The following is a 25,684-nucleotide window of genomic DNA, read 5'->3' on the forward strand; positions in this document are numbered from 1 at the left end:
GCCTATGGCTATTGAACTCTTAACACCCTTTACCAAGGTTGAATTAGAGGTTGAAAAGAAAGAAACCAATCGCAAACAAGTTGGAATTCTAGGTGGGAATTTCAACCCTGTCCACAATGCTCATTTGATTGTAGCTGATCAGGTGCGCCAGCAATTGCAACTGGATGAAGTGTTGCTGATGCCTGAATTTATTCCACCACATGTAGATAAAAAAGAAACAATTGATGAGTATCATCGTTATTCCATGCTCAAGATGGCTATTGCAGGTATTGAGGGGTTGGGTATAGAAACTATTGAATTGGAGCGCCGGGGTGTCAGCTATACCTATGACACTATGAAATTGTTGAAGGAAAAAAATCCAGACACAGATTATTATTTTATCATTGGTGCGGATATGGTGGATTATCTTCCAAAATGGCATAAGATTGATGAACTCGTTACTATGGTTCAGTTTGTTGGCGTACAACGTCCACGTTATAAAGCTGGGACTTCCTACCCGGTTATCTGGGTAGATGTGCCGCTCATGGATATTTCTTCTAGCATGGTGCGTGATTTTATTAAACAAGGTCGAGTACCAAACTTTATGGTCCCACACGAGGTGTTAGATTATATTGAGGAGAAGGGGCTTTATCAATGATCAATTCAGATTTAGACTTCAATCGCGAAGCCTTGTTAGAAAAAATAAGTGTCGCTATGAAACCGAAACGATTTCAACATGTTTTGGGGGTGGAAGAGGCAGCTCTTGAATTGGCTGACCAATATGGCTGTGACCCGAAAAAAGCTAGTCTTGCAGCACTTTTGCATGATTATGCCAAAGAAGAGGAAGACCAAGTCTTTCTGGACTTGATTGCCAAGTATGAATTGGATAAGGACTTGCTCAACTGGGATAATAATATCTGGCACGGTGTAGTAGGAGCCTATAAAATCGCAGAAGATTTTGGTTTGGAAGATGAGGAGATTTTACAAGCCATTCAACGGCATACAGTTGGTGCGCGAGAAATGACCTTACTGGATAAAGTGCTCTATGTAGCGGACTATATCGAACCCAATCGGGATTTTCCTGGGGTGGAAGAGGCACGACGGATTGCAAAAGAGTCTTTGGACAAGGCTGTAGCCTTTGAAACTGCCCAAACGATTTCTTACTTAGCTAAGAAGGGGATTCCCATTTATCCACAGACCTTGGAAACGTATAATGCTTATGTCGGAGAGTTAAGTAGGTAAGATGAAGTCAGCACTATTAGTCATTGATATTCAGAATTTGGTAGTGGAGGGTAAGCCATTTGCTATTGAAGAAAGGCTCCAGCTTTGGCAGGATAGTCTTGCACTGGTTCGACAATCAGGGATCGAGGTTATCTATATTCGCCATCATGATCAAGAATTGGTCAAAGATACGCCTGATTGGGAAATTCATCCTTTGGTTGCACCCTTAGAAAATGAAATGATTTTTGATAAAACTTTCAATAGTGCTTTCAAAGAGACAGGGCTTAATTCTTACTTGCATAAACAAAAGATAAACAAGCTCATCATCATGGGCATGGTGACCAATTTTTGTGTTGATACGACGATTAAAGTAGCCTTTGAACTAGGCTACAAGGTAGCTGTGATTCAGGACGGAACGACGACAGGTTATACTGGAAAATTGGATGCCAAAGACTTGATTGACCACTACCAAAACATCTGGTCATGGAATTTTGCCCAGGTAGATACATTAGAAAATATTATTAGAGGATAAAATGAAAGAACTAGATTTAGTAAAAGTTGTAGTCCAGGCTGCTGATGATAAGCGAGCTGATGACCTTGTTGTGGTTGATGTTCAGGGTGTGACTAGCTTGACAGATTATTTTGTAATTGCCAGTTCAATGAATAGTCGCCAGTTGGATGCTATTGCGGAAAATATCCGTGAAAAGGTTGCAGAAGCCGGTATTAAAGGCGGCCGTGTCGAAGGTGATAGCACTGGTGGCTGGGTCCTTTTGGATCTCGGTAGTGTTGTGGTGCATATTTTTTCTGAAGAAATGCGAGACCTCTACAACCTTGAAAAATTATGGCACGAAGGTAGCTTCTTGGAAGTCGCAGACTTTTTAGACGAGGAATAGTGAAACAGTTTGGTGGATATGAAAAGTCCGGTGGGCTATTCGTACCTGACCTAAAATAAAGTAAGGAAGCGTTTCAGCTGGTCACCTTGAAACTCGAAAGTGACCAAAATGAGTTCACTATTATGTGATTAGAAGTGATAGACTTCTTGAATAAAGTGTGAGTTAATGAAGCAGTCGATTGGCTGCTTTTTATGAAAGGAAAAATGGGAAAATATGGCAACTTATGAAACATTTGCGGCGGTCTATGATGAAATCATGGATGACAGCTTGTATGATAAATGGACAGATTTTAGCTTGCGGAACATGCCAAAAGACACCAAGACTATTTTAGAATTGGCCTGTGGGACAGGGATTCAGGCTGTGCGTTTTGCTCAAAAGGGTTATGAAGTGACTGGTCTGGACTTGTCCTATGAAATGCTGGAGTTGGCCCAGAAAAAGGCAGAAGCTGCTGGGGTCATGATGGAACTGGCCCAAGCAGATATGATGGCTTTGGAAGGTGTTGGAGATTTTGATGCTGTGACTTGTTACTCAGATAGTCTTTGCTACATGGCTGACCAAGAAGCTGTTTTGCGGGTCTTTGAAGGCGTTCATTCTGTTCTCAATCCAGGAGGGACCTTCCTTTTTGACGTTCACTCTATTTATCAAATGGAGGAAGTGTTTGCAGGCTATAGCTATCATGAAAATTATGAGGATTTTGCCTTTGTCTGGGACACCTATGAAGGTGAGCATGAGTATTCGATTGTTCATGAATTGACCTTCTTTGTCAAAGATGAGGACAGTCAAGAGGAGCGGTTTATCCGTCGGGATGAAGTTCATGTAGAGCGGACCTATCCGATTGATACCTATGTGGAATTATTGAAACAAGCTGGTTTTGCATCTGTGGAAGTCTTTACGGACTTTGAAGACGAAGCTCCAACTGAAACCAGCCAGCGGTGGTTTTTCAAGGCGGTCAAGGCATGATTTCAGGGATTATTGCAGAATACAATCCATTTCACACGGGACATAAATACCTGCTGGACCAGGTGGAAGGATTGAAAATTGTGGTTATGTCTGGCAATTTTATGCAACGGGGTGAGCCAGCCATCGTGGATAAGTGGATACGGGCTCAGATGGCTTTGGAACACGGGGCAGATCTTGTTGTTGAGATGCCCTTTTTGGTGTCGGTCCAGTCGGCTGACCATTTTGCTAAGGGAGCAATTAGCATTTTACACAGGTTAGGTGTGGAAAAACTGGTTTTCGGTACGGAAGAAATGCTGGATTATCAGAAAATTGCAGACATTTATGTGGATAAGTCGGAAGAAATGGAAAATTTTGTGAAAAACTTGCCAGACAATCTCTCTTATCCACAGAAGACCCAGGCCATGTGGCAGGAGTTTGCTGGGCTGACCTTCACAGGTGATACACCCAATCATATTCTGGGCTTGGCTTACGCTAAGGCGGTGGCTGGAACAGGTATTCAGCTTGGTCCTGTTCAGCGGCAGGGGGCTGGTTTTCACTCGGAAGAGGTGGAAACGACCTACGCTTCGGCGACAGCTATCCGAAAGGGTGCTGACCAGTTGGAATTGGTGCGTGACTTTTTACCTTCTGCCAGTCTCTTTGAAGAGGCGACCAAGGTAAGCTGGAGAAATTATTTTCCCCTGCTCCGCTACCAGATTGCGACCCACCGAGATCTCAGTCAGGTCTTTCAGGTGAACGAAGAACTAGCCAGTCGTATCCGCTCTGCCATTGGGAGCGCAGCGACCGTGGAGGAGCTAGTGGATGCTGTTGCGACCAAGCGCTACACCAAGGCGCGGGTGCGGCGGGTGCTGACCTACACCTTGGTCAATGCGGTGGAAACTCCCTTGCCAGAAGCGGTCCATGTCCTAGGCTTTTCGGCTCGAGGCCAGGCCTATCTCAAGACCGTCAAGGAGCGAGTGGGCTTAGTGACGCGGATCGGCAAAGAGCCCTGGGACAGCCTGACCCAACAGGCGGATGCAGTCTATCAACTGGGCGCTGACGCAATAGCAGAGCAAACCTACGGGCGCGTGCCGGTGAGGGTGGAGTGAGATGAATTCATCAAAGAATAGGAAGTTTTTGTAGTTGACTTGAAAACTTTCCTATTTTTTTTGTATAATTTAAGTAGAAAAATCAAAGGAAATAAATCATGAAAAATTGGATGGACTATTTTAAGCCTCACATTGTTGATAGGGGCTGCAGTTTGTTTTTAAATGACGCTGTTCAAGAGCTTGAAGAGACAGATGAGGGCTACTGTGCACATGTCATTGGTAGTCAAGTCTACGAGGTTGCGATTGACTTTGAGTATGGTCAGCTGGTCAGTATGTGGTGTGAGTGTCCCTATGCTCAGGAAATGAATCATTGTAAGCACATGGCTGCAGTCTTATTTGCTATTTCGGAGTTGGAGAACCAGCCAGTTGTCGAGGGCAAGGATGTGTCACTTGTCCAGCTCCTGGATAAATTGACAGTTGAGCAACTACGGGCTTTTGTTCTTGAATTAGCTCAAGAAGATAGGGAACTGGTCAATCGAATTCATCTGCGTTTTTCAGATCAGTTAACCACTCAGCAAGTGGAAAATGTGAAAAAGGAAATCAGAGACCTGGGGATTCCTTTTGAGGACAGGCGTTTGGGCTATATCGAGTATAAGCGGACTGGAGATTATGAACTGGCTGTGGAAAAGGCTATGGCTCGATATCTCCAACCACTACTTGATAGAAGTGAGTATGAGAATTTTTTAGCGGTATCAGATACTTTTTACCATCAGCTTTGCCAGCAGGAGTTGGATGATTCCGATGGAACGATGGATAATTTGCTTTTTAGACTTGTAGGCTACTGGAAGAAATTATTGACCGTAGCTCCTTATTCGATTGCCCAGGAATTGCTGGACTGGTGTTTAGAAAAGCTAAATGGCTATGAGGTTGCAGAAGATTTTCTTATGGAATTTGTTGAGATGGAGTTTCAAGAAGAACAATTTCTTCAGCAGAAATTGACCTATTTTCAAGCAGACTTGCAGGCGATAATAGAAAAAGGAGATATGTCCTCTTGGTCATGGAAATTCCGTCGTGATCGCATTGCCTTACTGTGCTACAGGTTGCAGGTTCAATTGGGTTCTATGGAGGCAGATTTGCTGAACTTCCAGGCCAAACATTGGGAGGTGGCTGGTCTCCGCAAACTGGCTATTGCTCAGGCTGTGGAAAATCAGCAACTAGAGCGTGCAGTTCACCTCTTGCAGGAAAGTAAGCAGTTGGATGCCCAGTATAGGGGACTGGTGTCAGATTATAGCCAGCAGTTACGGGACATCTATCGGTCTCAGGGGCAAGATGACAAGGTTAGAGAAGAACTGCTGGAGATGATTTTTTCAGCAGGTGATACTGATTTGAAGCTGATAGAGGAGTTACAGGACTTTGTTTCTAAAGAGGAATGGCAGAGCTACTTAGATGATTTGCTGGAGGATGGTCGTTTCCAGTCACAACAGTTGAGGTTGTTGCAATTGGCAGACCGACCGCAGGAATTATTGGACCGCATTACAGAAAGTTACTGGTTCTTAGAAAATTTGGATTGCTTCGAGGACTATTTATCAGAGAAATTGCCTGAGCGATTACGAGATGCCTACGCTCAAGCGGTCTGTCAGCAGATGGAGGCAGCTAGTAGTCGAAGTCGCTATCGTCAGTTAGCAGGGTATTTAGTAAAAATTGCAGATTTACCTGATGGAGAAGCGGTGAGTGAAAGTCTTCGTGCTTTGTGGAAAGTCCAGTATCCGCGACGCAAAGCCATGATAGAGGAATTAGATGCGGTGAGGTGGTAAGATATTGCAGTCTTGCTACAAGATGTAGTTGATTCGTTGCAGATGATTAGTCAAGGTGATAGGTACTATTATGGTAGTCACTTAGACGAATTGGTCTATCTGTCTGTTGAGGAGACGGGACCTGAAGCCCGTGAAGGTTTAGAAGAAGAGATTGAGGAGGATGTGGCTGAAAGGTTTGTTGGTCTACCGACTTATTTTGACTTCTACCCTTACACATTTATGAAACTCTATGTTTCTGATTTGACTGATGGAGACTTGTCTGGCCGTCTATCTCGAGCTATTCGAGGGCGAGGGGCTTTTAGACGTTTTAAGAATGAGTTAGAGAGATATGACCGTTTGGAAGAATGGTATGCCTTTGAAACACAATGTTACAAAGAACTTGTACTGGAATGGTGCCAGGAAAATAAGATTGCTATTGTAGCTAATCAGCATAAAAAGATGTAATTTTTCCCTTGACTCTCACCTTACGTTATCCCTTATACTGGGTATAGAGAGGAGATTTCTATGAACGAAAATTGGACAGTAAAGCAGGTCAGTCAGTTGACAGGATTGACGGTGAGGACCTTGCACCACTATGACCAGATTGGTTTGCTCAAACCAGCATTAGTGGCTGAAAATGGTTATCGCTACTATAATCGGGTGAATTTGGCTCGTCTGCAAGAAATTCTATTGTTTCGTGAGTTGGATTTTCCTCTCAAAGACATTCAGCAGCTTCTGGATGTGACAGAAGTCAATCGTCAGCAGGTCTTGCGGGATCATATCACCCTTTTAGAGCTCAAAAGGGAACGGCTGGATCGCATCATCAATCACGCCAGATTGCTCACAGAAAAAGGAGGAGAAGTCATGGATTTTCACGCATTTGACAGCAGTCAACTAGAAGCCTACAAGGCGGAGGCCAAGGAGCGTTGGGGGAATACCTCAGCCTTTGCGGAATTTGAAGAGAAATACGATGCCAGTAAGGACCGGGTGTTTGCCCAAGAGATGCAGGCTATTTTTGAAGCTTTTGGAAAAATGCAGAATATAGAAGTTAGTCATCCAGATGTGCAGGCTCAGGTAGCGAATTTGCGGGCCTATATCACGGAACATTTCTACACCTGCACAAAGGAAATTTTGCAAAATCTGGGTTTCATGTATGTTGAAGATGAGCGATTTTCAGCCAATATCGACCGAGCAGGTGGACCAGGCACAGTAGCTTTTGTCAGTCAAGCCATTGCGATTTATTGCCAAGAATAAATAAGGAAAGTCTAGTGAGAACTAGGCTTTTTTGGTATACTAGATGTAGCTAGAGTGTAAGGAGGCACCCCATGATTCAACCTATTATGAAAGATATTTTCTTCCTGCAGCAGAAGTCTGAGCCTGCGACTCAGCTAGATGTGCAGGTAGGTCAAGATTTACAGGATACTTTGGTAGCCAACGCTCACGCCTGCGTGGGTATGGCGGCCAACATGATTGGCGTCAAAAAGCGGATAATCATCGTCAACATGGGCTTCACCAATCTGGTCATGTACAATCCCGTCCTCATCAGCAAGGCCAAGCCCTACCAGACAGAGGAAGGCTGCCTGTCGCTAGTAGGTACTCGCCCGACCACTCGCTATCAGGAAATTGAAGTAGAGTTTTTTGATGCTTCTTGGAAAAAGCGGAGACTAAAACTGACTGACTTCCAAGCCCAGATAGTTCAGCATGAACTAGATCATTTGGAAGGGATTGTTATCTAGTAGCTACCGAATCTACCGTCAGGTAGATTTTTTATCGTCGTTTAGTTTATCTTTTATTACGTCGTTAACTCACCTTGCCTAACTCCAGTTATGTCTGCGGCTTGTTGCCTAGTACTAAAAGTAAACTAAAAGACTATATCAAAAAGTCAAAAAAGGTCAAACAAAACTATTGACTTTTACTGACCAATGATGTAAAATAAGATTCGTAAGGTAAAGGACCTTACGAATTCTTTGAACAAAAGGTCAGTTTAGGTCAAATGAAAAGGATTTGACTTACTCTAGGACCTATTGGTCAGTAAAAGTTAAACTTCTAAGGAGGTTGTTATGAAAGACAGGATTATACCCTACTAGCAATTTTTTTAAAACAAAGGTCAGTAAAAGTTAAAAACAATAGAATTTATAGACGAGGTAACTACTATGAACAACAATTTCAATAACTTTAACAATATGGACGATATTTTCAATCAACTCATGGGTAACATGGGCGGTTACAGTACAGAACGACGTCGCTATTCTATCAATGGTCGTGAAGTGACACCAGAGGAATTTGCCATGTATCGTCAGACTGGTAAATTGCCACAATCAGAAGAAGTGGCACAAGCACCATCTAAAGGTCAGATAAAGTCAGATGGAATACTAGCAAAATTGGGTCGCAATTTGACTCAAGAGGCTCGTGAAGGGAAATTGGATCCTGTTATTGGGCGAAATAAAGAAATCCAAGAAACATCTGAAATTTTGGCACGTCGTACTAAGAATAACCCCGTCCTAGTTGGTGATGCAGGTGTTGGTAAGACTGCAGTAGTTGAAGGTTTGGCACAAGCTATAGTTAATGGTGATGTGCCAGCAGCCATTAAGAATAAGGAAATCATTTCCATCGACATTTCGGGCTTGGAAGCTGGGACTCAATACCGTGGAGCTTTTGAGGAAAATGTACAAAACCTTGTTGATGAGGTTAAAAATGCTGGAAATATCATTCTTTTCTTTGATGAAATTCACCAAATTTTAGGGGCTGGTAGCACTGGTGGAGATTCAGGTTCTAAAGGCCTGGCAGACATCCTGAAGCCTGCTCTGTCACGTGGTGAACTGACTGTGATTGGAGCTACAACACAGGATGAATACCGCAATACAATTCACAAAAATGCTGCCTTGGCTCGTCGCTTTAATGAAGTGAAGGTTAATGCTCCATCTGCAGAAGATACCTATCTTATTTTGAAAGGCATTAAACCACTTTATGAAGCCCATCATAATATTGACTTGCCAGACGAAGTCTTGCATGCAGCAGTTGATTATTCTGTCCAGTATATTCCACAACGCAGCTTGCCGGATAAGGCTATTGACTTGATTGATGTGACCGCGGCTCACTTGGCTGCTCAACATCCAGTGACTGATATAAAGACCTTAGAAGCAGAGATGATAGAAGCTAAAAAATTACAGCTTGAAGCGGCTGAAAAAGAAGACTATGAGAGAGCCTTGAATGAAAAAGTAAGGATTGACCATTTGCAAGAACAAATTAATAATCATACAGAACGTCAGAAAGTTGTTGCGAATGTGAATGACATTGCTCAAGCAGTAGAAAGAATGACAGGTATTCCAGTCTCACAAATGGGGGCTTCAGATATTGAGCGTCTTAAAGGACTCAAAAATCGTTTAGCTACAAACGTTATTGGTCAAGAAGATGCCGTTGAAGCTGTATCTCGTGCGATTCGTCGTAATCGTGCTGGCTTTGACGATGGCAATCGCCCAATTGGTTCCTTCCTCTTTGTTGGACCAACGGGAGTCGGTAAAACTGAGTTGGCTAAGCAATTGGCGCTTGATTTATTTGGTAATAAAGAGGCAATCATCCGCTTGGATATGTCTGAATATAGTGATCGGACAGCTGTTTCAAAATTGATTGGTACGACAGCGGGTTATATAGGCTATGATGATAATTCACATACACTTACTGAGCGCGTACGTCGTAATCCCTATTCAATTGTCTTGTTGGATGAAATTGAGAAAGCTGATGCACAAGTCATCACTCTACTTTTACAAGTTCTTGATGATGGTCATTTGACTGATGGACAAGGTAATCAGGTTAATTTTAAAAATACCATCATTATTGCAACATCCAATGCTGGGTTTGGCTACGATATTCCAGAAGATGAGGAAAAACGTGATATCATGGACCGGATTGCGCCATATTTCCGTCCTGAATTTCTCAACCGTTTTAATGCGGTAATTGAATTCAAACACTTGGACAAAGAAGATCTTAAGGCGATTGTCGAATTGCTATTAAAACAGGTCAATAACACCTTAGCGAAAAAAGGTATTCATTTGGTGGTAACGGAAGCGGCTAAGGAATTACTGATGGAAGAAGGCTATGATAAAGCCATGGGTGCTCGCCCACTTCGTCGTGTAATCGAAAGCCAAATTCGGGATAAGGTTACAGACTTCTATTTGGATCATATTGAAGCTAAAAATTTAGAAGCTGATGTGGTAAATGGAACCATCCAAATCCAAGAGCAAAGCTTTGCTTAAAAAATATAAAAAATAGAGAAAATTGGCATTAAAAATTCCAATTTTCTTTTTTTGTTACTCGCTAACAAATGCGATAAAACAGGCACTTTTTCGATGATTAGAAACTTTTTTTATAAAATACTTGACAGGTGCAAACGTTTGCGTTAAACTAATATACGTAACCGACAGAAAGGAAAACGTTTTTATGACAAATCGTACCAGCGGAATATTAATGCATATTACCTCACTTCCAGGTAAGTTTGGTATTGGTACTTTTGGACAATCAGCCTATGATTTTGTTGATTTCTTGGTAGAAACAAAGCAAACTTATTGGCAGATTTTACCACTAACAACCACAAGCTACGGAGATTCTCCGTACCAGTCTTTCTCAGCAATTGCAGGAAATACACACTTGATAGACTTCGACCTTTTGGTAGAAGAGGGGTTGTTGGCACCAGAAGATTTCCAAGATGTCAATTTCGGGGACAATCCTGAAAAAGTAGATTATGCACTCATTTATCAAGCACGTCGTCCAATTTTGGAAAAAGCTGTCCAAGCATTTTTACAAGATGATAAGAAAAAAGCTACTTTTCTAGAGTTTGAAAAAGCTAACTCATCTTGGTTAACAGATTATGCTGAATTTATGGCTATCAAAGAATACTTTGGCAATAAAGCGCTCCAAGAATGGGAAGATAAAAAGGTGGTCGCTCGAAATGAAGAAGCACTTGATAAATATCGCTTAGAATTAGCCAATCAAATTGACTACTACAAAGTCACACAGTATTTCTTCTTCAGCCAATGGAAACAGTTGAAAGAATACGCGAACAAACACCACATCAAAATCATCGGAGATATGCCTATCTATGTATCCGCGGATAGTGTTGAAGTGTGGACAAAACCTCAACTATTCAAATTAGATAGTGAACGCAAGCCGCTTTATGTAGCTGGTGTACCTGCTGATAACTTCTCAGCGGATGGTCAATTATGGGGAAATCCTATTTATGATTGGCCAGAACATGAAAAAACTGGCTATAACTGGTGGATTTATCGAATTCATGAAAGCTTTAAGCTGTATGATGTCCTTCGAATTGACCACTTCAAAGGTTTCTCAGACTTCTGGCAAGTCGATGGTAAGGCTGAGGTGGCCAAAGTAGGTACTTGGGAACCAGGCCCTGGCTACAGTTTATTCAAAGCTGTTAAAGAAACACTTGGAGACCTTCCAATTATCGCGGAAGACCTTGGAAATATTGATGCCAAAGCTCGCAAATTGCTTGCAGATTGTGGCTATCCAGGTATGAAAATCTTAGAATTTGGTTTCTTTGACGTAACAGGTAAGAGCATTGATGCACCGCATCGTTGCATTCCTAATTCGGTTGCCTACACTGGAACTCATGATAATGAGGTTGTCAATGGTTGGTACAATAATCTTGAACCAGAGCAACAAGAATATGTAGATGCTTACAGCAATCGTAAACCGATTGAAAAAGTTAGCCAGGCAATGCTCCGCATGTTATTTGCAACAGTAAGTGATACTGCTATTGCAACCATGCAAGACATCCTAGATTTGGGTGAAGAAAGTCGAATGAATATGCCATCTACTATCGGTGGAAACTGGGAATGGCGTATGAAAGCAGAAGATTTAACGCAAGAACGTAAAGACTTCTTGACAAAAATGACATTACTATATCAAAGAGGAAATGAACAACATGACTAAATTTACAACATTTGCAGAAACAAATACTTCGAAAAAATTAGCTGATTTAACAAACGAAGAAATCTATCTTCAATTGTTAAACTACGTAAAAGAAGCTGCAGCTACAAAACCAAAAAATACAGGAAAACGTAAGGTTTACTATATTTCAGCCGAGTTCCTTATCGGTAAACTCTTGTCAAACAACTTGATTAACTTGGGTGTGTACAAAGACATTCAAGCAGAATTGGCAGCGGCTGGTAAGTCATTGGCTCAAGTTGAAGACGTTGAACCAGAACCATCACTAGGTAACGGTGGACTTGGTCGTTTGGCTTCATGTTTTATTGACTCTATGTCAACACTTGCTATTAACGGTGAAGGTGTGGGTCTTAACTATCACTGTGGCCTTTTCCGTCAAGTATTTAAGAAAAATGAACAAGAAGCAGAACCAAACTTCTGGATTGAAAATGATTCTTGGTTGATTCCAACAACTATTAGCTATGATGTTCCATTCAAAAACTTCACTTTGAAATCAAAATTGGACCGTCTTGACATTCTTGGCTATAAAAAAGAAACTAAGAATTACCTTAACTTATTTGATATTGAGTCAGTGAATTACAACTTGATTACAGATGGTATTTCATTTGACAAGACTGATATTAAAGAAAACTTGACACTCTTCTTGTATCCAGATGATTCTGATAAGAACGGTGAATTACTCCGTATCTACCAACAATACTTCATGGTATCAAATGCTGCTCAACTTTTGATTGATGAAGCAATTGAGCGCGGTTCAAACTTGCATGACTTGGCTGACTACGCTTATGTGCAAATCAACGATACTCACCCATCAATGGTAATTCCTGAGTTGATCCGTCTTTTGACTGAAAAACATGGTATTGAATTTGCGGAAGCAGTTGCCATCGTTAAGAATATGACTGGTTACACAAACCACACTATCTTGGCGGAAGCACTTGAAAAATGGCCACTTGAGTTCCTTGAAGAAGTGGTGCCACACTTGGTTGATATCATCAAAGAATTGGATGCCCTTATTCGTGCAGAAATCAAAGACCCAGCAGTCCAAATCATTGATGAATCAGGTCGTGTACACATGGCTCACATGGATATCCACTTCTCTAACTCAGTGAACGGTGTAGCCGCGCTCCATACAGAAATTCTTAAAAACTCTGAATTGAAAGCTTTCTACGAGCTTTACCCAGAAAAATTCAACAATAAAACAAACGGTATCACTTTCCGTCGTTGGTTGGAATTTGCGAACCAAGACCTTGCTGATTACATCAAAGAATTGATTGGTGATGAGTACTTAACAGATGCTACTAAACTTGAAAAATTGCTTGCATTTGCTGATGACAAGGAAGTTCATGCTAAGTTGGCTGAAATCAAATTCAATAATAAATTGGCTTTGAAACGTTACCTTAAAGACAACAAAGGTATCGAACTGGATGAAAATTCTATTATTGATACACAAATCAAACGTTTCCACGAGTACAAACGCCAACAAATGAATGCCTTGTATGTTATCCATAAATACCTTGAAATCAAGAATGGTAACCTTCCAAAACGTAAAATCACTGTTATCTTCGGTGGTAAAGCAGCTCCAGCTTATATTATCGCTCAAGACATCATTCATTTGATTCTTTGCTTGTCAGAGTTGATCAATAATGATCCAGAAGTAAATAAATACCTCAATGTTCATTTGGTTGAAAACTACAATGTAACTGTAGCTGAAAAATTGATCCCTGCAACTGATATTTCAGAACAAATCTCATTGGCTTCTAAAGAAGCGTCAGGTACTGGTAACATGAAATTCATGTTGAACGGTGCATTGACACTTGGTACCATGGACGGTGCAAACGTTGAAATCGCAGAACTTGCAGGTAGTGAAAATATTTACACATTTGGTAAAGACTCTGATACAATTATTGATCTTTATGACAAAGCAGGCTATGTTTCAGCTGACTACTACAACGGCGATGAAAATATTAAACGTGCAGTTGACTTTATCGTAAGCGATGAAGTGAAGGCGCTTGGTAACGAAGAACGTCTTGCACGCTTGCACCATGAATTGATTTCGAAAGACTGGTTCATGACCTTGATTGACTTGGCTGAATACATCGAAGTAAAAGAACAAGTCTTTGCAGATTACGAAGATCAAGATTCATGGAACAAGAAAGTTGTTCATAACATCGCTAAAGCTGGATTCTTCTCTTCAGACCGTACGATTGAACAGTACAACGAAGACATTTGGCACAGCAACTAATTTAAATTGGCAAAAAGGGAAGTTGATTGAACCACTCCAACAATTTATCAGATCAACCTATTCCTTGATATGAAAATCAAACTGCTTTGGACCTGACAGCTTTGATTTTCAAAACTACTTTTGAGCCCTCCTTATATTATATTAATGAAAAGAAAGAATGTTTCGAAAAAGAGACATTCTTTTTTTCGAGAAAGTACTGACTAGTTTTTAATAATTGCACAAAAAAAGGAGCTAGAATGCTAGTTCCTTTTACCGTTTTGCCATTGAGACAAAGCTTACTTTGTCTGGACGGTAGCTAATTGTTCCATATTGAAAGGCTTGACCGTTTGAGAGATAGGTAACGCTGGTAACCACGACCACCATCTCAAAGTCGGCTAGGTCCATTAATTGCTTTTCTTCTTCATTCGCAAAGCGGAAAGAAATTTCCCGTCGAGAATGAGAGATTGTTAACTTTAATTCTTTCTCTAAATAGCGATAGATAGAGCTTTCAGCAATTTCTTTACTGAGATAAGGGACGACTCTACGGTCAAAATAGGAAATTTCATATTCCAAACGCTCACCATCTATCGTCCTTACCCGACTCACTCTATAAAAATCTACTTTATCATCAACTTCAAAGGTAGACATTAAATCATCTTGCCCCTGAACAATATATAGTGAGGTAAGTTCTGTTTGAATCTGGTGTTTAGAACGTTTGTTCAATTCTCCAGCGGTCTTAATTTCAGAAAGATACTGTTCCTTCATTAACCCGTGTTCGATTACAATTGAAGATTTCCCTTGTTTTTTTTGAATGTAGCCATCCATTTCAAGAAGGGATAAAGCCTTTCGAATGGTGTCTTTAGAGTAAGAGTAGATCTCCATCAATTCATTCTCAGTTGGTAATGCTTGTCCTGTTGACCAGACTTGATCCTCAATCTTTTTCTTGATATCTTGATAAACTTTCTTATATTTACTCATTGTATTTCCATCTTTCTATTCATTAGTGTATCATAAAAGGCTTAGAAAAGGGAAATACAGCTGTATTTTTAATACCTTTATTAAGTTTTACGTAAAAGTTTAAAATATTACGGAAAAGCTATTGACTAATGCAAACGTTTACGCTATACTATGGATATAAAGAAAACGGTTACGTATTATTTAGGAAAGGAGAGTCATGAAATTACTGACAGTAAATGTCCATGCTTGGTTAGAAGAAAACCAGGATGAAAAACTAGATATTCTAGCTCAAACAATTGCCGAAAAGGCCTATGATGTCATTGCTCTTCAGGAGGTTAATCAGCTTATAGCTTCTAAATTCGTCACAAGAGAATTGAAGATGGATAATTATGGCTTGATTTTATTAGAAAAATTAAGAAATCTTGGGCAGTTTGATTATTCCTATCATTGGAGTCATTCTCACATTGGCTATGATCGTTATGAGGAAGGGATTGCCTTTTTGACAAAGCTTCCTGTCTATGAGGCTGATTCATTTTATTGCAGTCAAAATAAAAGTATTCATTCTATCTTATCTCGAAAAATTATGGGGTTGACAGTTTTCTATCAAGACCAGTTAATTGATATCTATTCGTGTCATATTAATTTACCAGGTAGTGAAGAAGAGGACCAGTTGGACAATATTCGAACAATTGTCGAACGTACGGGTCATCAGCGGTTTAAAATTCTGATGGGGGATTTTAATACTGATGCAATCTCAGACCGGGATGCCTACGATGCAATCAAGAATCTTGGGCTCCATGATACCTACGAGTTAGCGCTAGAAAAAGATAAAGGAATAACTGCTGAAAAAGCAATTGATGGTTGGGCAGGTCATAGCCAAGAGAAACGGTTAGACTATGTTTTTTTCAACCAAGAAAAAACAGTTTTATCTAGTAAGGTTATCTTTAATGGACATAACCGTCCTATCATTTCAGACCATTTTGGTGTGGAAGTTGAATTTAGTGTATAAATGGCGTAAGGCCGAAAAATAAAGGAGAAAAAATGAAAAAATTTCTTAGTTTCGAATTTTGGCAAAAATTCGGTAAGTGTTTGATGGTCGTGATTGCAGTTATGCCTGCAGCAGGTCTCATGGTTTCTATTGGGAACTCTATCCCATTGATTAGTCCAGAGTCAGAACTATTGATTCGTATTGGGAATATTATTGCCCAAATTGGTTGGGGTATTATTGGGAATTTGCACTTGCTTTTTGCTTTAGCAATCGGTGGTAGCTGGGCTAAAGAAAAAGCTGGCGGTGCATTCTCGGCAGGTCTAGCCTTCATATTGATTAACTTGATTACAGGTCACTTTTTCGGTGTGACTACGGATATGCTCGCTGATGCTGCTGCAACAGTAACAACTGTTTTTGGTACTGAAATTCCTGTTTCAGGTTACTTTGTAAACATCTTAGGACAACCAGCTCTTAATATGGGTGTTTTCGTTGGTATTATTGCTGGTTTTGTGGGTGCTACAGCATATAATAAATACTACAACTATCGTAAATTACCAGATGTATTAACATTCTTTAATGGAAAACGTTTTGTACCATTTGTTGTTATTTATCGTTCAATTTTGGTGGCACTCTGTTTAGCGATTTTCTGGCCAGTTGTTCAAACAGGAATCAACAGCTTCGGTAAATGGATTGCAAGTTCACAGGATACAGCACCAATCTTAGCACCATTCGTTTATGGTACCTTGGAGCGTTTGCTTCTTCCATTTGGTCTTCATCATATGTTGACTATTCCGATGAACTATACATCACTAGGTGGTACTTATGACATCTTGACAGGTGCACAAGCGGGTACACAAGTATTTGGACAAGATCCACTTTGGTTGGCTTGGGTTACAGACTTGATTAATCTGAAAGATGCTGGCGATATGACTCAATACAATGATCTTCTTGCTAACATCACACCAGCACGTTTCAAAGTTGGTCAAATGATTGGTTCTTCAGGGATTTTGATGGGCTTAACTTACGCAATGTATCGTAATGTTGACGAAGACAAGAAACATAAGTATAAAGGGATGTTTATTTCATCTGCTTTAGCGGTATTCTTGACAGGTGTAACAGAACCAATTGAATTCATGTTCATGTTTGCGGCTATGCCTCTTTATCTAGTCTATGCATTCGTACAAGGTGCTGCTTTTGCGATGGCCGATGTCGTTAATTTACGTGTGCATTCATTTGGTAATATTGAATTCCTTACTCGTACACCAATGGCGATTAAAGCCGGCATCGGTATGGACGTTGTAAACTTTATCTGGGTATCAGTACTCTTTGCTGTTCTTATGTACTTCATTGCTAACTTTATGATTAAGAAATTTAATCTAGCAACAGCAGGACGTAATGGTAACTATGATACTGAGACAACAGATGTAGTTTCTAACTCAAATGTAGATACTGCGGATGCAAATTCACAAGTGGTGCAAATTATCAACCTACTTGGTGGTCGTGATAATATTGAAGATGTTGATGCTTGTATGACTCGTCTACGTGTTAGTGTGAAGGATGTTGCACAAGTCGGAGATGAGAATGCCTGGAAACAGGCTGGTGCTATGGGCTTAATCATCAAAGATTCAGGTGTTCAAGCCGTCTATGGACCAAAAGCAGATGTTCTCAAATCAGACATTCAGGATTTATTAGAATCTGGTGTTGCAATTCCTCGTTCAGAAGTGGTTTCTACTAATACAGTGACAGTTGAAACTAAGTTCAAAGGAATCACTGAAGCTGTTTACTCAGTAGCAGATGGACAAGCTGTATCTATTACTGAAGTGAATGACCCTGTTTTTGCACAAAAAATGATGGGTGATGGGTATGCAGTTGAGCCTGTAAATGGCAATGTCTACGCACCAGTTTCTGGTATTGTAACCAGTGTTTTCCCTACTAAACATGCTGTTGGTATCTTGTCAGACCAGGGTGTAGAAGTTTTGGTACACGTTGGATTAGACACTGTTGCGCTTAATGGGGCACCGTTCTCAACAAAGGTGGCAGATGGACAACATGTTCAAGCTGGTGACGTACTCCTTGTAGCAGATTTGGATGCTATCCGTTCAGCTGACCGTGAAACAACAATTGTAGTAGCCTTTACAAATTCTGCAGAAATTAAATCTGTCAGTCTTGTAAACCTTGGACAAGTAAGTAAAGATAGTCAAGTTGCAACTGTAGAATTATAAGAATTGAGAGACAAGTTCATTTTGAGCTTGTCTTTCAATTTTAAAAATCTTCTCAATCCTTGTTATTTGTGGTATAATAAAGCGATTTTATAAAATGTAGGAGGTTCCCCATGGGACGTAAATGGGCCAATATTGTAGCCAAGAAAACCGCAAAAGACGGTGCTAACTCAAAAGTTTACGCCAAATTTGGTGTTGAAATCTATGTAGCAGCGAAAAAGGGTGACCCAGATCCAGAAACAAACTCAGCGCTGAAATTCGTTATCGACCGTGCTAAGCAAGCGCAGGTTCCAAAACATATCATTGATAAAGCCATTGACAAGGCAAAAGGGAATACTGACGAAACCTTCGTGGAAGGGCGTTACGAAGGTTTTGGACCAAATGGTTCAATGTTAATTGTTGATACACTTACTTCAAATGTAAACCGTACAGCTGCTAATGTTCGCTCTGCCTTTGGTAAAAACGGTGGGAATATGGGTGCATCTGGTTCAGTATCATTCATGTTTGATAAAAAAGGTGTTGTAGTTTTTGCTGGTGATGATGCAGATGCCATCTTCGAATTGCTTCTTGAAGCAGATGTTGAAGTTGATGATGTAGAAGCAGAAGACGGCACAATCACTGTCTATACAGCCCCAACTGATCTGCATAAAGCAATCGTGGCACTTAAAGAATCTGGAATCCAAGAGTTTAACGTCACTGAACTTGAAATGATCCCACAATCAGAGGTATCACTTGAAGGCGATGACCTCGCAACATTTGAAAAACTCTACGACGCCCTCGAAGACGACGAAGATGTACAAAAAATCTACACGAATGTAGATGGGTTTTAATATAAAAAAAGTGCTAGTAGCACTTTTTTTATATTAAAAGGTTGAAATAGAAATCGTCGGCAGACGATTCTCATTGGACGTGGGACGTCCTAGAAGGTCGGAGATTGGAACTGCCTGCAGGCAGTTTTCTTTGTGAATTTGAGAAAAATTGATAGAATTAGGTAGTTGATATAAAGATAGACTATAAAAGGTCTTTAAAAATATCTATTTGAACGGTTATTGTTTTTCTGTTATCATAGAACGGTAGTAATATAAGGAGAAAGTATGTCAAATAACTTACTTGTTTTACAGTCAGATTTTGGATTGGTTGACGGCGCAGTATCTGCTATGATAGGAGTAGCACTTCAAGAATCAAGAGATCTTGTTGTTCACAATCTGACGCACGATATTACCCCCTACAATATTTTTGAGGGCTCATATCGTCTCTTCCAGACAGTGGAATACTGGCCGGAGGGAACAACTTTTGTTTCGGTTGTTGATCCAGGTGTGGGCTCCAAGAGAAAAAGCGTTGTTGCCCTAACTAATAAAAATCAGTATATTGTCACACCAGATAATGGAACCCTATCTTTTATTAAGAAACATGTTGGGATAAAAGCTGTTAGGGAAATCTCAGAAGTCGCTAATCGTCGTGCGAATACCGAGCATTCCTATACGTTCCATGGACGAGATGTTTACGCTTATACGGGGGCAAAGTTAGCTTCAGGTCATATTAGTTTTGAGGAAGTTGGTCCAGAACTTAGTGTAGATTATATTGTTGAGATTCCAACTGTTACCACAGAACTTGGAACGGATTTTGTCAAAGGCGCTATTGATATCCTGGATGTTCGATTTGGATCTCTTTGGACCTCGGTCACTCGTGAAGAGTTTTATACTCTTTTACCAGAATTTGGGGATCGATTCGAGGTAACGATTTACAACAACGATATGTTGGTCTATCAGAATCAAGTGACTTATGGAAAATCCTTTGCGGATGTGCGGATTGGTCAACCTTTGCTCTATATCAACTCACTTTATCGTGTTGGACTTGCAATTAATCAAGGATCGTTCGCCAAGGCTTATAATGTCGGTGTCGGTCAGAACTGGCATATTGAAATTAGACGTATAGTCAATTAATTACTTTATTTTACAAGGAGACTTATAATGAAAAATAATTCGATTAAAACTGTTGTTGCAACTGGTATTGGTGCTGCTCTTTTCGTTGTAATTGGCTTGGTAATCAATATTCCAACCTTTGTACCTAATACGAGCATCCAGCTTCAATATGCTGTTCAGGCTCTTCTATCCGTTCTTTTTGGTCCTGTTGTTGGATTCTTTGTTGGATTTATTGGTCATGCTCTTAAAGACTCTATTCAGTATGGTCCATGGTGGTCTTGGATTTTAGCTTCAGGTGTATTTGGGCTTGTTGTGGGTGTAGCAAAAAGTCGTCTTCGTATCCAAGAAGGAATTTTTGAAGGGAAAGACATCCTTGTGTTCAATGTCTTCCAGATTGTGGCAAACATTGTTTCTTGGGGTATCATTGCACCAGTACTAGACATTGTTATTTATAGCGAACCTGCTAATAAAGTTTTTGTACAAGGTTTAGTTGCGGGCATTGCAAATAGTGTTACTGTTGCTATTGCTGGTACGATTTTATTGGCTGTGTATGCGAGAACACAAGTAAAATCTGGTAGCCTATCAAAAGACTAATAAAATAGGATGAGCTGTTACAAAACAGTTCATTTTTTTGATGTGAAATATCAATATAGTTTTTTGTTGTATCAAAACAGGTTTCAGTTCAGATTTTTGTAATATTGACTGGTACACGATATAATCTTAGAGAGTCGTTTATTAGAAATGACAGAGTTTTATCATCTATTGCAAAGATTGAGAAGGAGAAATTATGTCAAAAGACATTCGTGTATTGCTTTATTATAAATATGTCCCAATTGAAAATGCAGAAGCCTATGCTGCCGAGCATCTAGCTTTCTGTAAGTCTATCGGACTCAAAGGACGTATCTTGATTGCCGATGAGGGAATCAACGGTACTGTTTCTGGTGATTATGAAACAACACAAAAATACATGGACTACGTTCATGAAAACCCATTGTTCAGCGATTTGTGGTTTAAGATTGACGAAGAAAATGAGCAAGCTTTCAAGAAAATGTTTGTTCGTTATAAAAAAGAAATTGTTCACCTTGGTTTGGAAGACAACGACTTTGACAACGATATAGATCCACTTGTAACAACAGGTGCCTACTTGTCACCAAAAGAGTTCAAAGAGGCTCTCTTGGATGAAGATACAGTTGTTTTGGATACGCGTAATGACTACGAGTACGACCTAGGTCATTTCCGTGGTGCGATCCGCCCAGACATCCGTAACTTCCGTGAATTGCCACAGTGGGTCCGTGATAACAAAGAGAAATTCATGGACAAGCGCGTAGTTGTATACTGTACTGGTGGTGTTCGCTGTGAGAAATTCTCGGGCTGGATGGTTCGTGAAGGTTACAAGGATGTCGGCCAGCTCCACGGTGGTATCGCAACCTATGGTAAAGATCCAGAAGTTCGTGGCGAATTGTGGGATGGTAAGATGTACGTCTTTGACGAGCGTATCGCTGTCGATGTTAACCATGTTAACCCAGTTGTCGTTGGTAAGGACTGGTTCGATGGCTCACCATGTGAGCGCTATGTCAACTGTGGCAATCCATTCTGTAACCGTCGTATTTTGACATCGGAAGAGAATGAGCATAAGTATGTTCGAGGCTGTTCAGCTGAATGTCGTGCACATGAGCGTAACCGCTACATTGTTGAAAATGGTTTGACACGACAAGAATGGGCAGAACGATTGGAAGCAATCGGGGAGAGTTTGGCGCCTGTAAATGCTTAATAAATCAATTGCATTGAGAAATCAGTGCAGTTTTTGTTATAAATGATATTTCTGATTGAGAAATATTGACAGAACGTCTTCACAAAGGTGGAATCTAGTGATTCTTCCTTTTTTTCAAAGCCAATTTACGTTATAATGGTTCTATGAAAAAAATCATTGAATTTAAAGATTTTACATTTAAATATCAGGTACAGCAGGAGCCAACTTTAAAGGATATTCAACTATCCATTTATCAAGGGGAGAAAGTCTTAATCATTGGACCATCTGGCTCCGGAAAGTCAACGTTAGGGCAGTGTCTCAATGGCATTATTCCCAATATTTATAAGGGAGAACACAGTGGGAGCCTGATTTTGGATGGTCAGGAGGCTTTTGATTTATCAGTTTATGATAAATCTTTACTAGTATCAACAGTTCTTCAAGATACAGATGGACAGTTTATTGGCTTGTCGGTTGCAGAAGATCTTGCCTTTGCCCTAGAAAATGATATGGAAAGTCAACAGATCATGCATCAAAAGATAGGGGATTGGGCAGAAAGACTGTCACTAACAGACTTATTGGCCCAACGGCCACAAGATTTATCTGGAGGTCAAAAGCAACGTGTCAGTTTAGCTGGAGTGTTAATAGATGAAAGCCCTATTTTATTGTTTGATGAACCACTTGCTAATTTGGATCCTAAATCAGGTCAGGATACGATTGATTTGATTGACCGACTGCATCGACAAGAAGGCACCACAACGATTATTATTGAACATCGTTTAGAAGATGTTTTGTACCGTCATGTGGATCGGGTGGTATTGATAAATGATGGTCAAATTTTATTTAATGGAAACCCAGATCAATTATTGAAGACTTCCTTGTTACAAGAAAATGGGATACGTGAACCTCTCTATGTTTCTACCCTTCGAGCGTTGGGCTATCCAATTGAAGACGCAGAGCATCTTGCTTCAGTATGGGAGGTTGATGTAGCATCCTTGACTGTTGGTCAACTACCAGCTTTGCATTTTGAAAGTGAGTCAGAGGAAGTATTATTAGAAGCAAACCATCTACATTTTTCCTATCCAGAGAAGCAGGTGTTAAAAGATATTAACCTTACCATTCATAAGGGTGAGCGGTTGGCAATTGTCGGAAAGAATGGTGCTGGCAAATCGACCTTAGCCAAGGCACTTTGTGGCTTTATTCGGCCAGAGGGAGAACTTCTTTGGAATGGTCAATCTATTCAGAATGATTCTATTAAAGAGCGTGCCGAGCGTATTGGATATGTTCTTCAAAATCCTAACCAGATGATAAGTCAAAGTATGATTTTTGATGAGGTGGCACTTGGTCTCCGTTTGCGTGGAGTAGATGAGGAAGTAGTTGAACAGCGCGTTCTCAGTATATTAGAAGTTTGTGGTTTATACCCATTCCGTAAATGGCCTATATCGGCACTTTCCTATGGTCAGAAAAAAAGGGTGACAATTGCTTCTATCTTGGTTCTCAATCCGGAAATTATTCTACTAGATGAGCCGACAGCCGGGCAGGATCAGCGACATTATCGAGAAATGATGGATTTTTTGGACCAATTAAATGCTAAAGGGCATACCATTGTCATGATTACCCATGATATGCAACTTATGCTGGATTATTCAGACAGAGCAGTTGTAGTGGTGGATGGGCAGATTATTGAAGATGCTAGTCCAGCAGAAATATTATCAGATGTTGCTGTGATAGAACAGGCCAGTTTGAAAGAAACCTCTATATTCCATTTGGCAGAACGTCTGGGAGTGAATCCTTTAGAGTTGACGATGTTTTATATGCAAGAAGAGAGGAGGAACTGATGAATCGCCAGTCATTAATTGGTTATCGTAATGGACAAGGTTTTATCTACAATCTTTCAGCGGTCAGTAAATTATTGTTCTTTCTAGCAGTTTCCGTCGTTGCGATGGTTACTTATGATACTCGTCTTATTTTATGTATTGCCTTGTTCTCCCTTAGCTTGTTTAAATTATCGGGCATTCGTTATCGGGATGTTTCCTTTGTTCTCTTGTTTACAACAGTATTCGCCTTGCTGAACGCACTGATGGTGTATCTATTTGCCCCAACTTATGGTGTGACTTTATATGGAGCAGAGACCGTTTTGTGGTCGGGGTTTGGAACTTATTCTATTACGAGCCAGCAACTATTTTATCTGCTCAATTTGTTATTGAAATATTTTTGTACAGTTCCTGTTGCCTTGATTTTTTTAATGACCACTCATCCCAGTCAGTTTGCATCAAGTTTGAATAAAATTGGGGTTTCATATAAAGTCGCTTATGCAGTAAGTTTGACTATGCGGTATATTCCAGATATCCAAGAAGAATTTTATACGATTCGAATGTCTCAAGAGGCCCGGGGTCTAGAGTTGTCTAAAAAAGGGAGATTAATGGATCGGATAAAAGGGAATTTATCACTTGTGATCCCTTTGATTTTCAGTTCTTTGGAACGAATTGATACCATATCAACTGCCATGGAATTACGGCGCTTTGGAAAAAATAAAAAGAGAACCTGGTACACCTACCAGCCTCTGAAACAAATGGATTACATCGTCTTAATTATCATTTTCCTCCTCATAGGCATTACCATTACCCTCTTTATTGCAAATCAGGGGAGATTTTATAATCCGTGGAAGTGAAATGATGAAGTTTATGAAATGATCAACCTTTATCGTTGACAGATGATGATTATCCTGTTAAAGTAGAGAATGTAAATAAGTTTAGAGTTTAAGTATCAGTTTCATCTTTTGTTTTTCCTCTTGATTCGTTTTACAAATAAATAAAAAGAGGTAACAAAAATGGTACAAGGTACAGTTAAATGGTTTAATGCAGAAAAAGGATTTGGTTTTATTTCACAAGAAAATGGACCAGATGTATTTGCTCACTTTTCTGAAATTCAGTCTAATGGTTTCAAATCTTTGGAAGATGGTCAAAAAGTGACATTTGAAGTGGAGCAAGGCCAACGTGGTCTTCAAGCAACCAATATTACAAAAATTGGATAATAAAAGAGCGGGTTTCTTAGTGAAACTCGCTTTTCTTATGTTTAAAGGGGTCTTTTATTTGGCATACCAGCTTTGCGTGGAAACTTGTTTGGAGTTTCCTTTTTCTTTTCAACAATGGTCAATGTTCGTGGGTCGCCGTTTGGAAGGGTGTAATCATGGTTTTCAATCACTTTTGCAAAAAGAAGATTCAGAGCGTTTTTGGCTTGAGTTAATTCATCTTCCGCACTGGAGGCTTTGAGCGCGATTAATTTTCCGTTTAGTTTAAGATATGGAATTGTTAGCTCGGACAAGATTTGCATACGAGCGACAGCGCGTGCTGTTACCAAATCAAATTGTGCTCGAAAATGTTTATCGTGTGCATAGTCTTCCGCACGACCATGGTAAAAATGAACGCCTTTAAGTCCTAGTTCTTCTGAAAGAGCTTGTAAAAAGTTGATTCGTTTATTAAGAGAATCGATGATAGTAACCTCTATTTGAGGGTAGATAATTTTCATTGGTAGGCTAGGGAATCCAGCTCCAGCTCCAATATCCAAGAGCCGAATTGGCTCATTTTGAATATGACCTTGAAGGATTGGTGCGATAGAATCATAGAAGTGTTTCAGATAGACGTCACTTTCCTCTGTAATAGCTGTCAAGTTAATTTTCTCATTCCATTCCACCAACAGTTGAAAGTAACGATGAAATTGTTGTTTTTGTTGGTCAGTTAATTGAATGCCTTGGTCTGCCACGGTTTTATAAAATAATTCAGGTTTCATATTCCTATC

24 protein-coding genes are annotated in these 25,684 nt (G+C 40.1%); 22 read left to right on the forward strand and 2 right to left on the reverse strand.

Features of this window, described 5'->3' with window-relative positions; translation table 11 throughout:
* The first annotated feature begins 4 nt into the window (after positions 1–4).
* The 13 genes from L6410_RS01600 to glgP all read left to right on the forward strand — a co-directional run bounded on the left by L6410_RS01600 (position 5) and on the right by glgP (position 14,074).
* The gene (locus tag L6410_RS01600; protein ID WP_024391794.1) at positions 5–637 is read left to right on the forward strand and encodes a nicotinate-nucleotide adenylyltransferase; all 633 of its coding nucleotides are present in this window, start codon (positions 5–7) and stop codon (positions 635–637) included.
* Complete coding sequence (yqeK, locus tag L6410_RS01605) at positions 634–1,221, forward strand: bis(5'-nucleosyl)-tetraphosphatase (symmetrical) YqeK (RefSeq protein ID WP_024397607.1); 588 nt, start codon at positions 634–636, stop codon at positions 1,219–1,221. The genes L6410_RS01600 and yqeK overlap by 4 nt, the downstream gene beginning before the upstream one ends.
* A gap of 1 nt (position 1,222) precedes the next feature.
* Positions 1,223–1,732 carry a cysteine hydrolase family protein gene (locus L6410_RS01610; protein ID WP_024397606.1) on the forward strand — a complete coding sequence of 170 codons (510 nt, stop codon included), beginning with the start codon at positions 1,223–1,225 and terminating at the stop codon, positions 1,730–1,732.
* 1 nt (position 1,733) lies between these two features.
* The gene (gene rsfS, locus L6410_RS01615; protein WP_237395675.1) at positions 1,734–2,093 is read left to right on the forward strand and encodes a ribosome silencing factor; all 360 of its coding nucleotides are present in this window, start codon (positions 1,734–1,736) and stop codon (positions 2,091–2,093) included.
* 213 nt (positions 2,094–2,306) lie between these two features.
* Positions 2,307–3,053, forward strand: coding sequence for a class I SAM-dependent DNA methyltransferase (locus L6410_RS01620; RefSeq protein WP_237395676.1), 747 nt, complete (start codon positions 2,307–2,309; stop codon positions 3,051–3,053).
* Complete coding sequence (locus tag L6410_RS01625; RefSeq protein ID WP_237395677.1) at positions 3,050–4,138, forward strand: nucleotidyltransferase; 1,089 nt, start codon at positions 3,050–3,052, stop codon at positions 4,136–4,138. The genes L6410_RS01620 and L6410_RS01625 overlap by 4 nt, the downstream gene beginning before the upstream one ends.
* Positions 4,139–4,236: 98 nt before the next feature.
* The gene (locus L6410_RS01630; protein ID WP_237395678.1) at positions 4,237–5,892 is read left to right on the forward strand and encodes an SWIM zinc finger family protein; all 1,656 of its coding nucleotides are present in this window, start codon (positions 4,237–4,239) and stop codon (positions 5,890–5,892) included.
* A 12-nt stretch (positions 5,893–5,904) separates the two neighbouring features.
* On the forward strand, positions 5,905–6,336 hold the full coding sequence (locus L6410_RS01635; RefSeq protein ID WP_237395680.1) for a UPF0158 family protein: 432 nt from the start codon (positions 5,905–5,907) through the stop codon (positions 6,334–6,336).
* Positions 6,337–6,396: 60 nt separating this feature from the next.
* Positions 6,397–7,125 carry a MerR family transcriptional regulator gene (locus L6410_RS01640; RefSeq protein ID WP_237395681.1) on the forward strand — a complete coding sequence of 243 codons (729 nt, stop codon included), beginning with the start codon at positions 6,397–6,399 and terminating at the stop codon, positions 7,123–7,125.
* Positions 7,126–7,196: 71 nt separating this feature from the next.
* Entirely contained in the window at positions 7,197–7,607 is a 411-nt protein-coding gene (locus L6410_RS01645) for a peptide deformylase (protein WP_172037031.1), read from the forward strand.
* 417 nt (positions 7,608–8,024) lie between these two features.
* The gene (locus L6410_RS01650; RefSeq protein ID WP_024397601.1) at positions 8,025–10,124 is read left to right on the forward strand and encodes an AAA family ATPase; all 2,100 of its coding nucleotides are present in this window, start codon (positions 8,025–8,027) and stop codon (positions 10,122–10,124) included.
* Positions 10,125–10,308: 184 nt separating this feature from the next.
* Positions 10,309–11,817, forward strand: coding sequence for a 4-alpha-glucanotransferase (gene malQ, locus L6410_RS01655; RefSeq protein WP_024391807.1), 1,509 nt, complete (start codon positions 10,309–10,311; stop codon positions 11,815–11,817).
* Entirely contained in the window at positions 11,810–14,074 is a 2,265-nt protein-coding gene (gene glgP, locus L6410_RS01660; RefSeq protein ID WP_024391808.1) for a glycogen/starch/alpha-glucan family phosphorylase, read from the forward strand. The genes malQ and glgP overlap by 8 nt, the downstream gene beginning before the upstream one ends.
* Before the next feature lie 249 nt (positions 14,075–14,323).
* Here the strand turns inward: glgP and L6410_RS01665 are convergent, their stop codons facing one another.
* Positions 14,324–15,031 carry a UTRA domain-containing protein gene (locus tag L6410_RS01665; protein WP_024391809.1) on the reverse strand — a complete coding sequence of 236 codons (708 nt, stop codon included), beginning with the start codon at positions 15,029–15,031 and terminating at the stop codon, positions 14,324–14,326.
* A gap of 196 nt (positions 15,032–15,227) precedes the next feature.
* Here L6410_RS01665 and L6410_RS01670 point away from each other — a divergent pair, with 196 nt between their 5' ends.
* From L6410_RS01670 to L6410_RS01710, 9 genes are all read left to right on the forward strand, one after another.
* On the forward strand, positions 15,228–16,019 hold the full coding sequence (locus L6410_RS01670) for an endonuclease/exonuclease/phosphatase family protein (RefSeq protein ID WP_160864257.1): 792 nt from the start codon (positions 15,228–15,230) through the stop codon (positions 16,017–16,019).
* A gap of 32 nt (positions 16,020–16,051) precedes the next feature.
* Positions 16,052–18,220 carry a PTS transporter subunit IIBC gene (locus tag L6410_RS01675; RefSeq protein WP_172055528.1) on the forward strand — a complete coding sequence of 723 codons (2,169 nt, stop codon included), beginning with the start codon at positions 16,052–16,054 and terminating at the stop codon, positions 18,218–18,220.
* 110 nt (positions 18,221–18,330) lie between these two features.
* Complete coding sequence (locus L6410_RS01680) at positions 18,331–19,047, forward strand: YebC/PmpR family DNA-binding transcriptional regulator (protein WP_105113568.1); 717 nt, start codon at positions 18,331–18,333, stop codon at positions 19,045–19,047.
* Between the two features lie 264 nt (positions 19,048–19,311).
* Complete coding sequence (locus L6410_RS01685; protein WP_237395683.1) at positions 19,312–20,160, forward strand: SAM hydrolase/SAM-dependent halogenase family protein; 849 nt, start codon at positions 19,312–19,314, stop codon at positions 20,158–20,160.
* A gap of 27 nt (positions 20,161–20,187) precedes the next feature.
* On the forward strand, positions 20,188–20,733 hold the full coding sequence (locus tag L6410_RS01690) for an ECF-type riboflavin transporter substrate-binding protein (protein WP_024397599.1): 546 nt from the start codon (positions 20,188–20,190) through the stop codon (positions 20,731–20,733).
* 193 nt (positions 20,734–20,926) lie between these two features.
* Positions 20,927–21,910 (forward strand): oxygen-dependent tRNA uridine(34) hydroxylase TrhO, encoded by a 984-nt coding sequence (trhO, locus tag L6410_RS01695; RefSeq protein WP_024391814.1) that lies wholly within the window; start codon positions 20,927–20,929, stop codon positions 21,908–21,910.
* A gap of 143 nt (positions 21,911–22,053) precedes the next feature.
* The gene (locus L6410_RS01700) at positions 22,054–23,724 is read left to right on the forward strand and encodes an ABC transporter ATP-binding protein (RefSeq protein ID WP_237395687.1); all 1,671 of its coding nucleotides are present in this window, start codon (positions 22,054–22,056) and stop codon (positions 23,722–23,724) included.
* Complete coding sequence (locus L6410_RS01705; protein WP_024391816.1) at positions 23,724–24,557, forward strand: energy-coupling factor transporter transmembrane component T family protein; 834 nt, start codon at positions 23,724–23,726, stop codon at positions 24,555–24,557. Before L6410_RS01700 ends, L6410_RS01705 begins: the two co-directional genes overlap by 1 nt.
* A 159-nt stretch (positions 24,558–24,716) precedes the next feature.
* Positions 24,717–24,920 carry a cold-shock protein gene (locus tag L6410_RS01710; RefSeq protein ID WP_024391817.1) on the forward strand — a complete coding sequence of 68 codons (204 nt, stop codon included), beginning with the start codon at positions 24,717–24,719 and terminating at the stop codon, positions 24,918–24,920.
* 41 nt (positions 24,921–24,961) lie between these two features.
* Here the strand turns inward: L6410_RS01710 and rsmG are convergent, their stop codons facing one another.
* On the reverse strand, positions 24,962–25,675 hold the full coding sequence (rsmG, locus tag L6410_RS01715; protein ID WP_024391818.1) for a 16S rRNA (guanine(527)-N(7))-methyltransferase RsmG: 714 nt from the start codon (positions 25,673–25,675) through the stop codon (positions 24,962–24,964).
* Between the last annotated feature and the right edge of the window lie 9 nt (positions 25,676–25,684).

Origin of the sequence: Streptococcus parasuis, from assembly GCF_021654455.1 — a bacterium.
In the GTDB taxonomy this organism is placed as follows: domain Bacteria; phylum Bacillota; class Bacilli; order Lactobacillales; family Streptococcaceae; genus Streptococcus; species Streptococcus parasuis.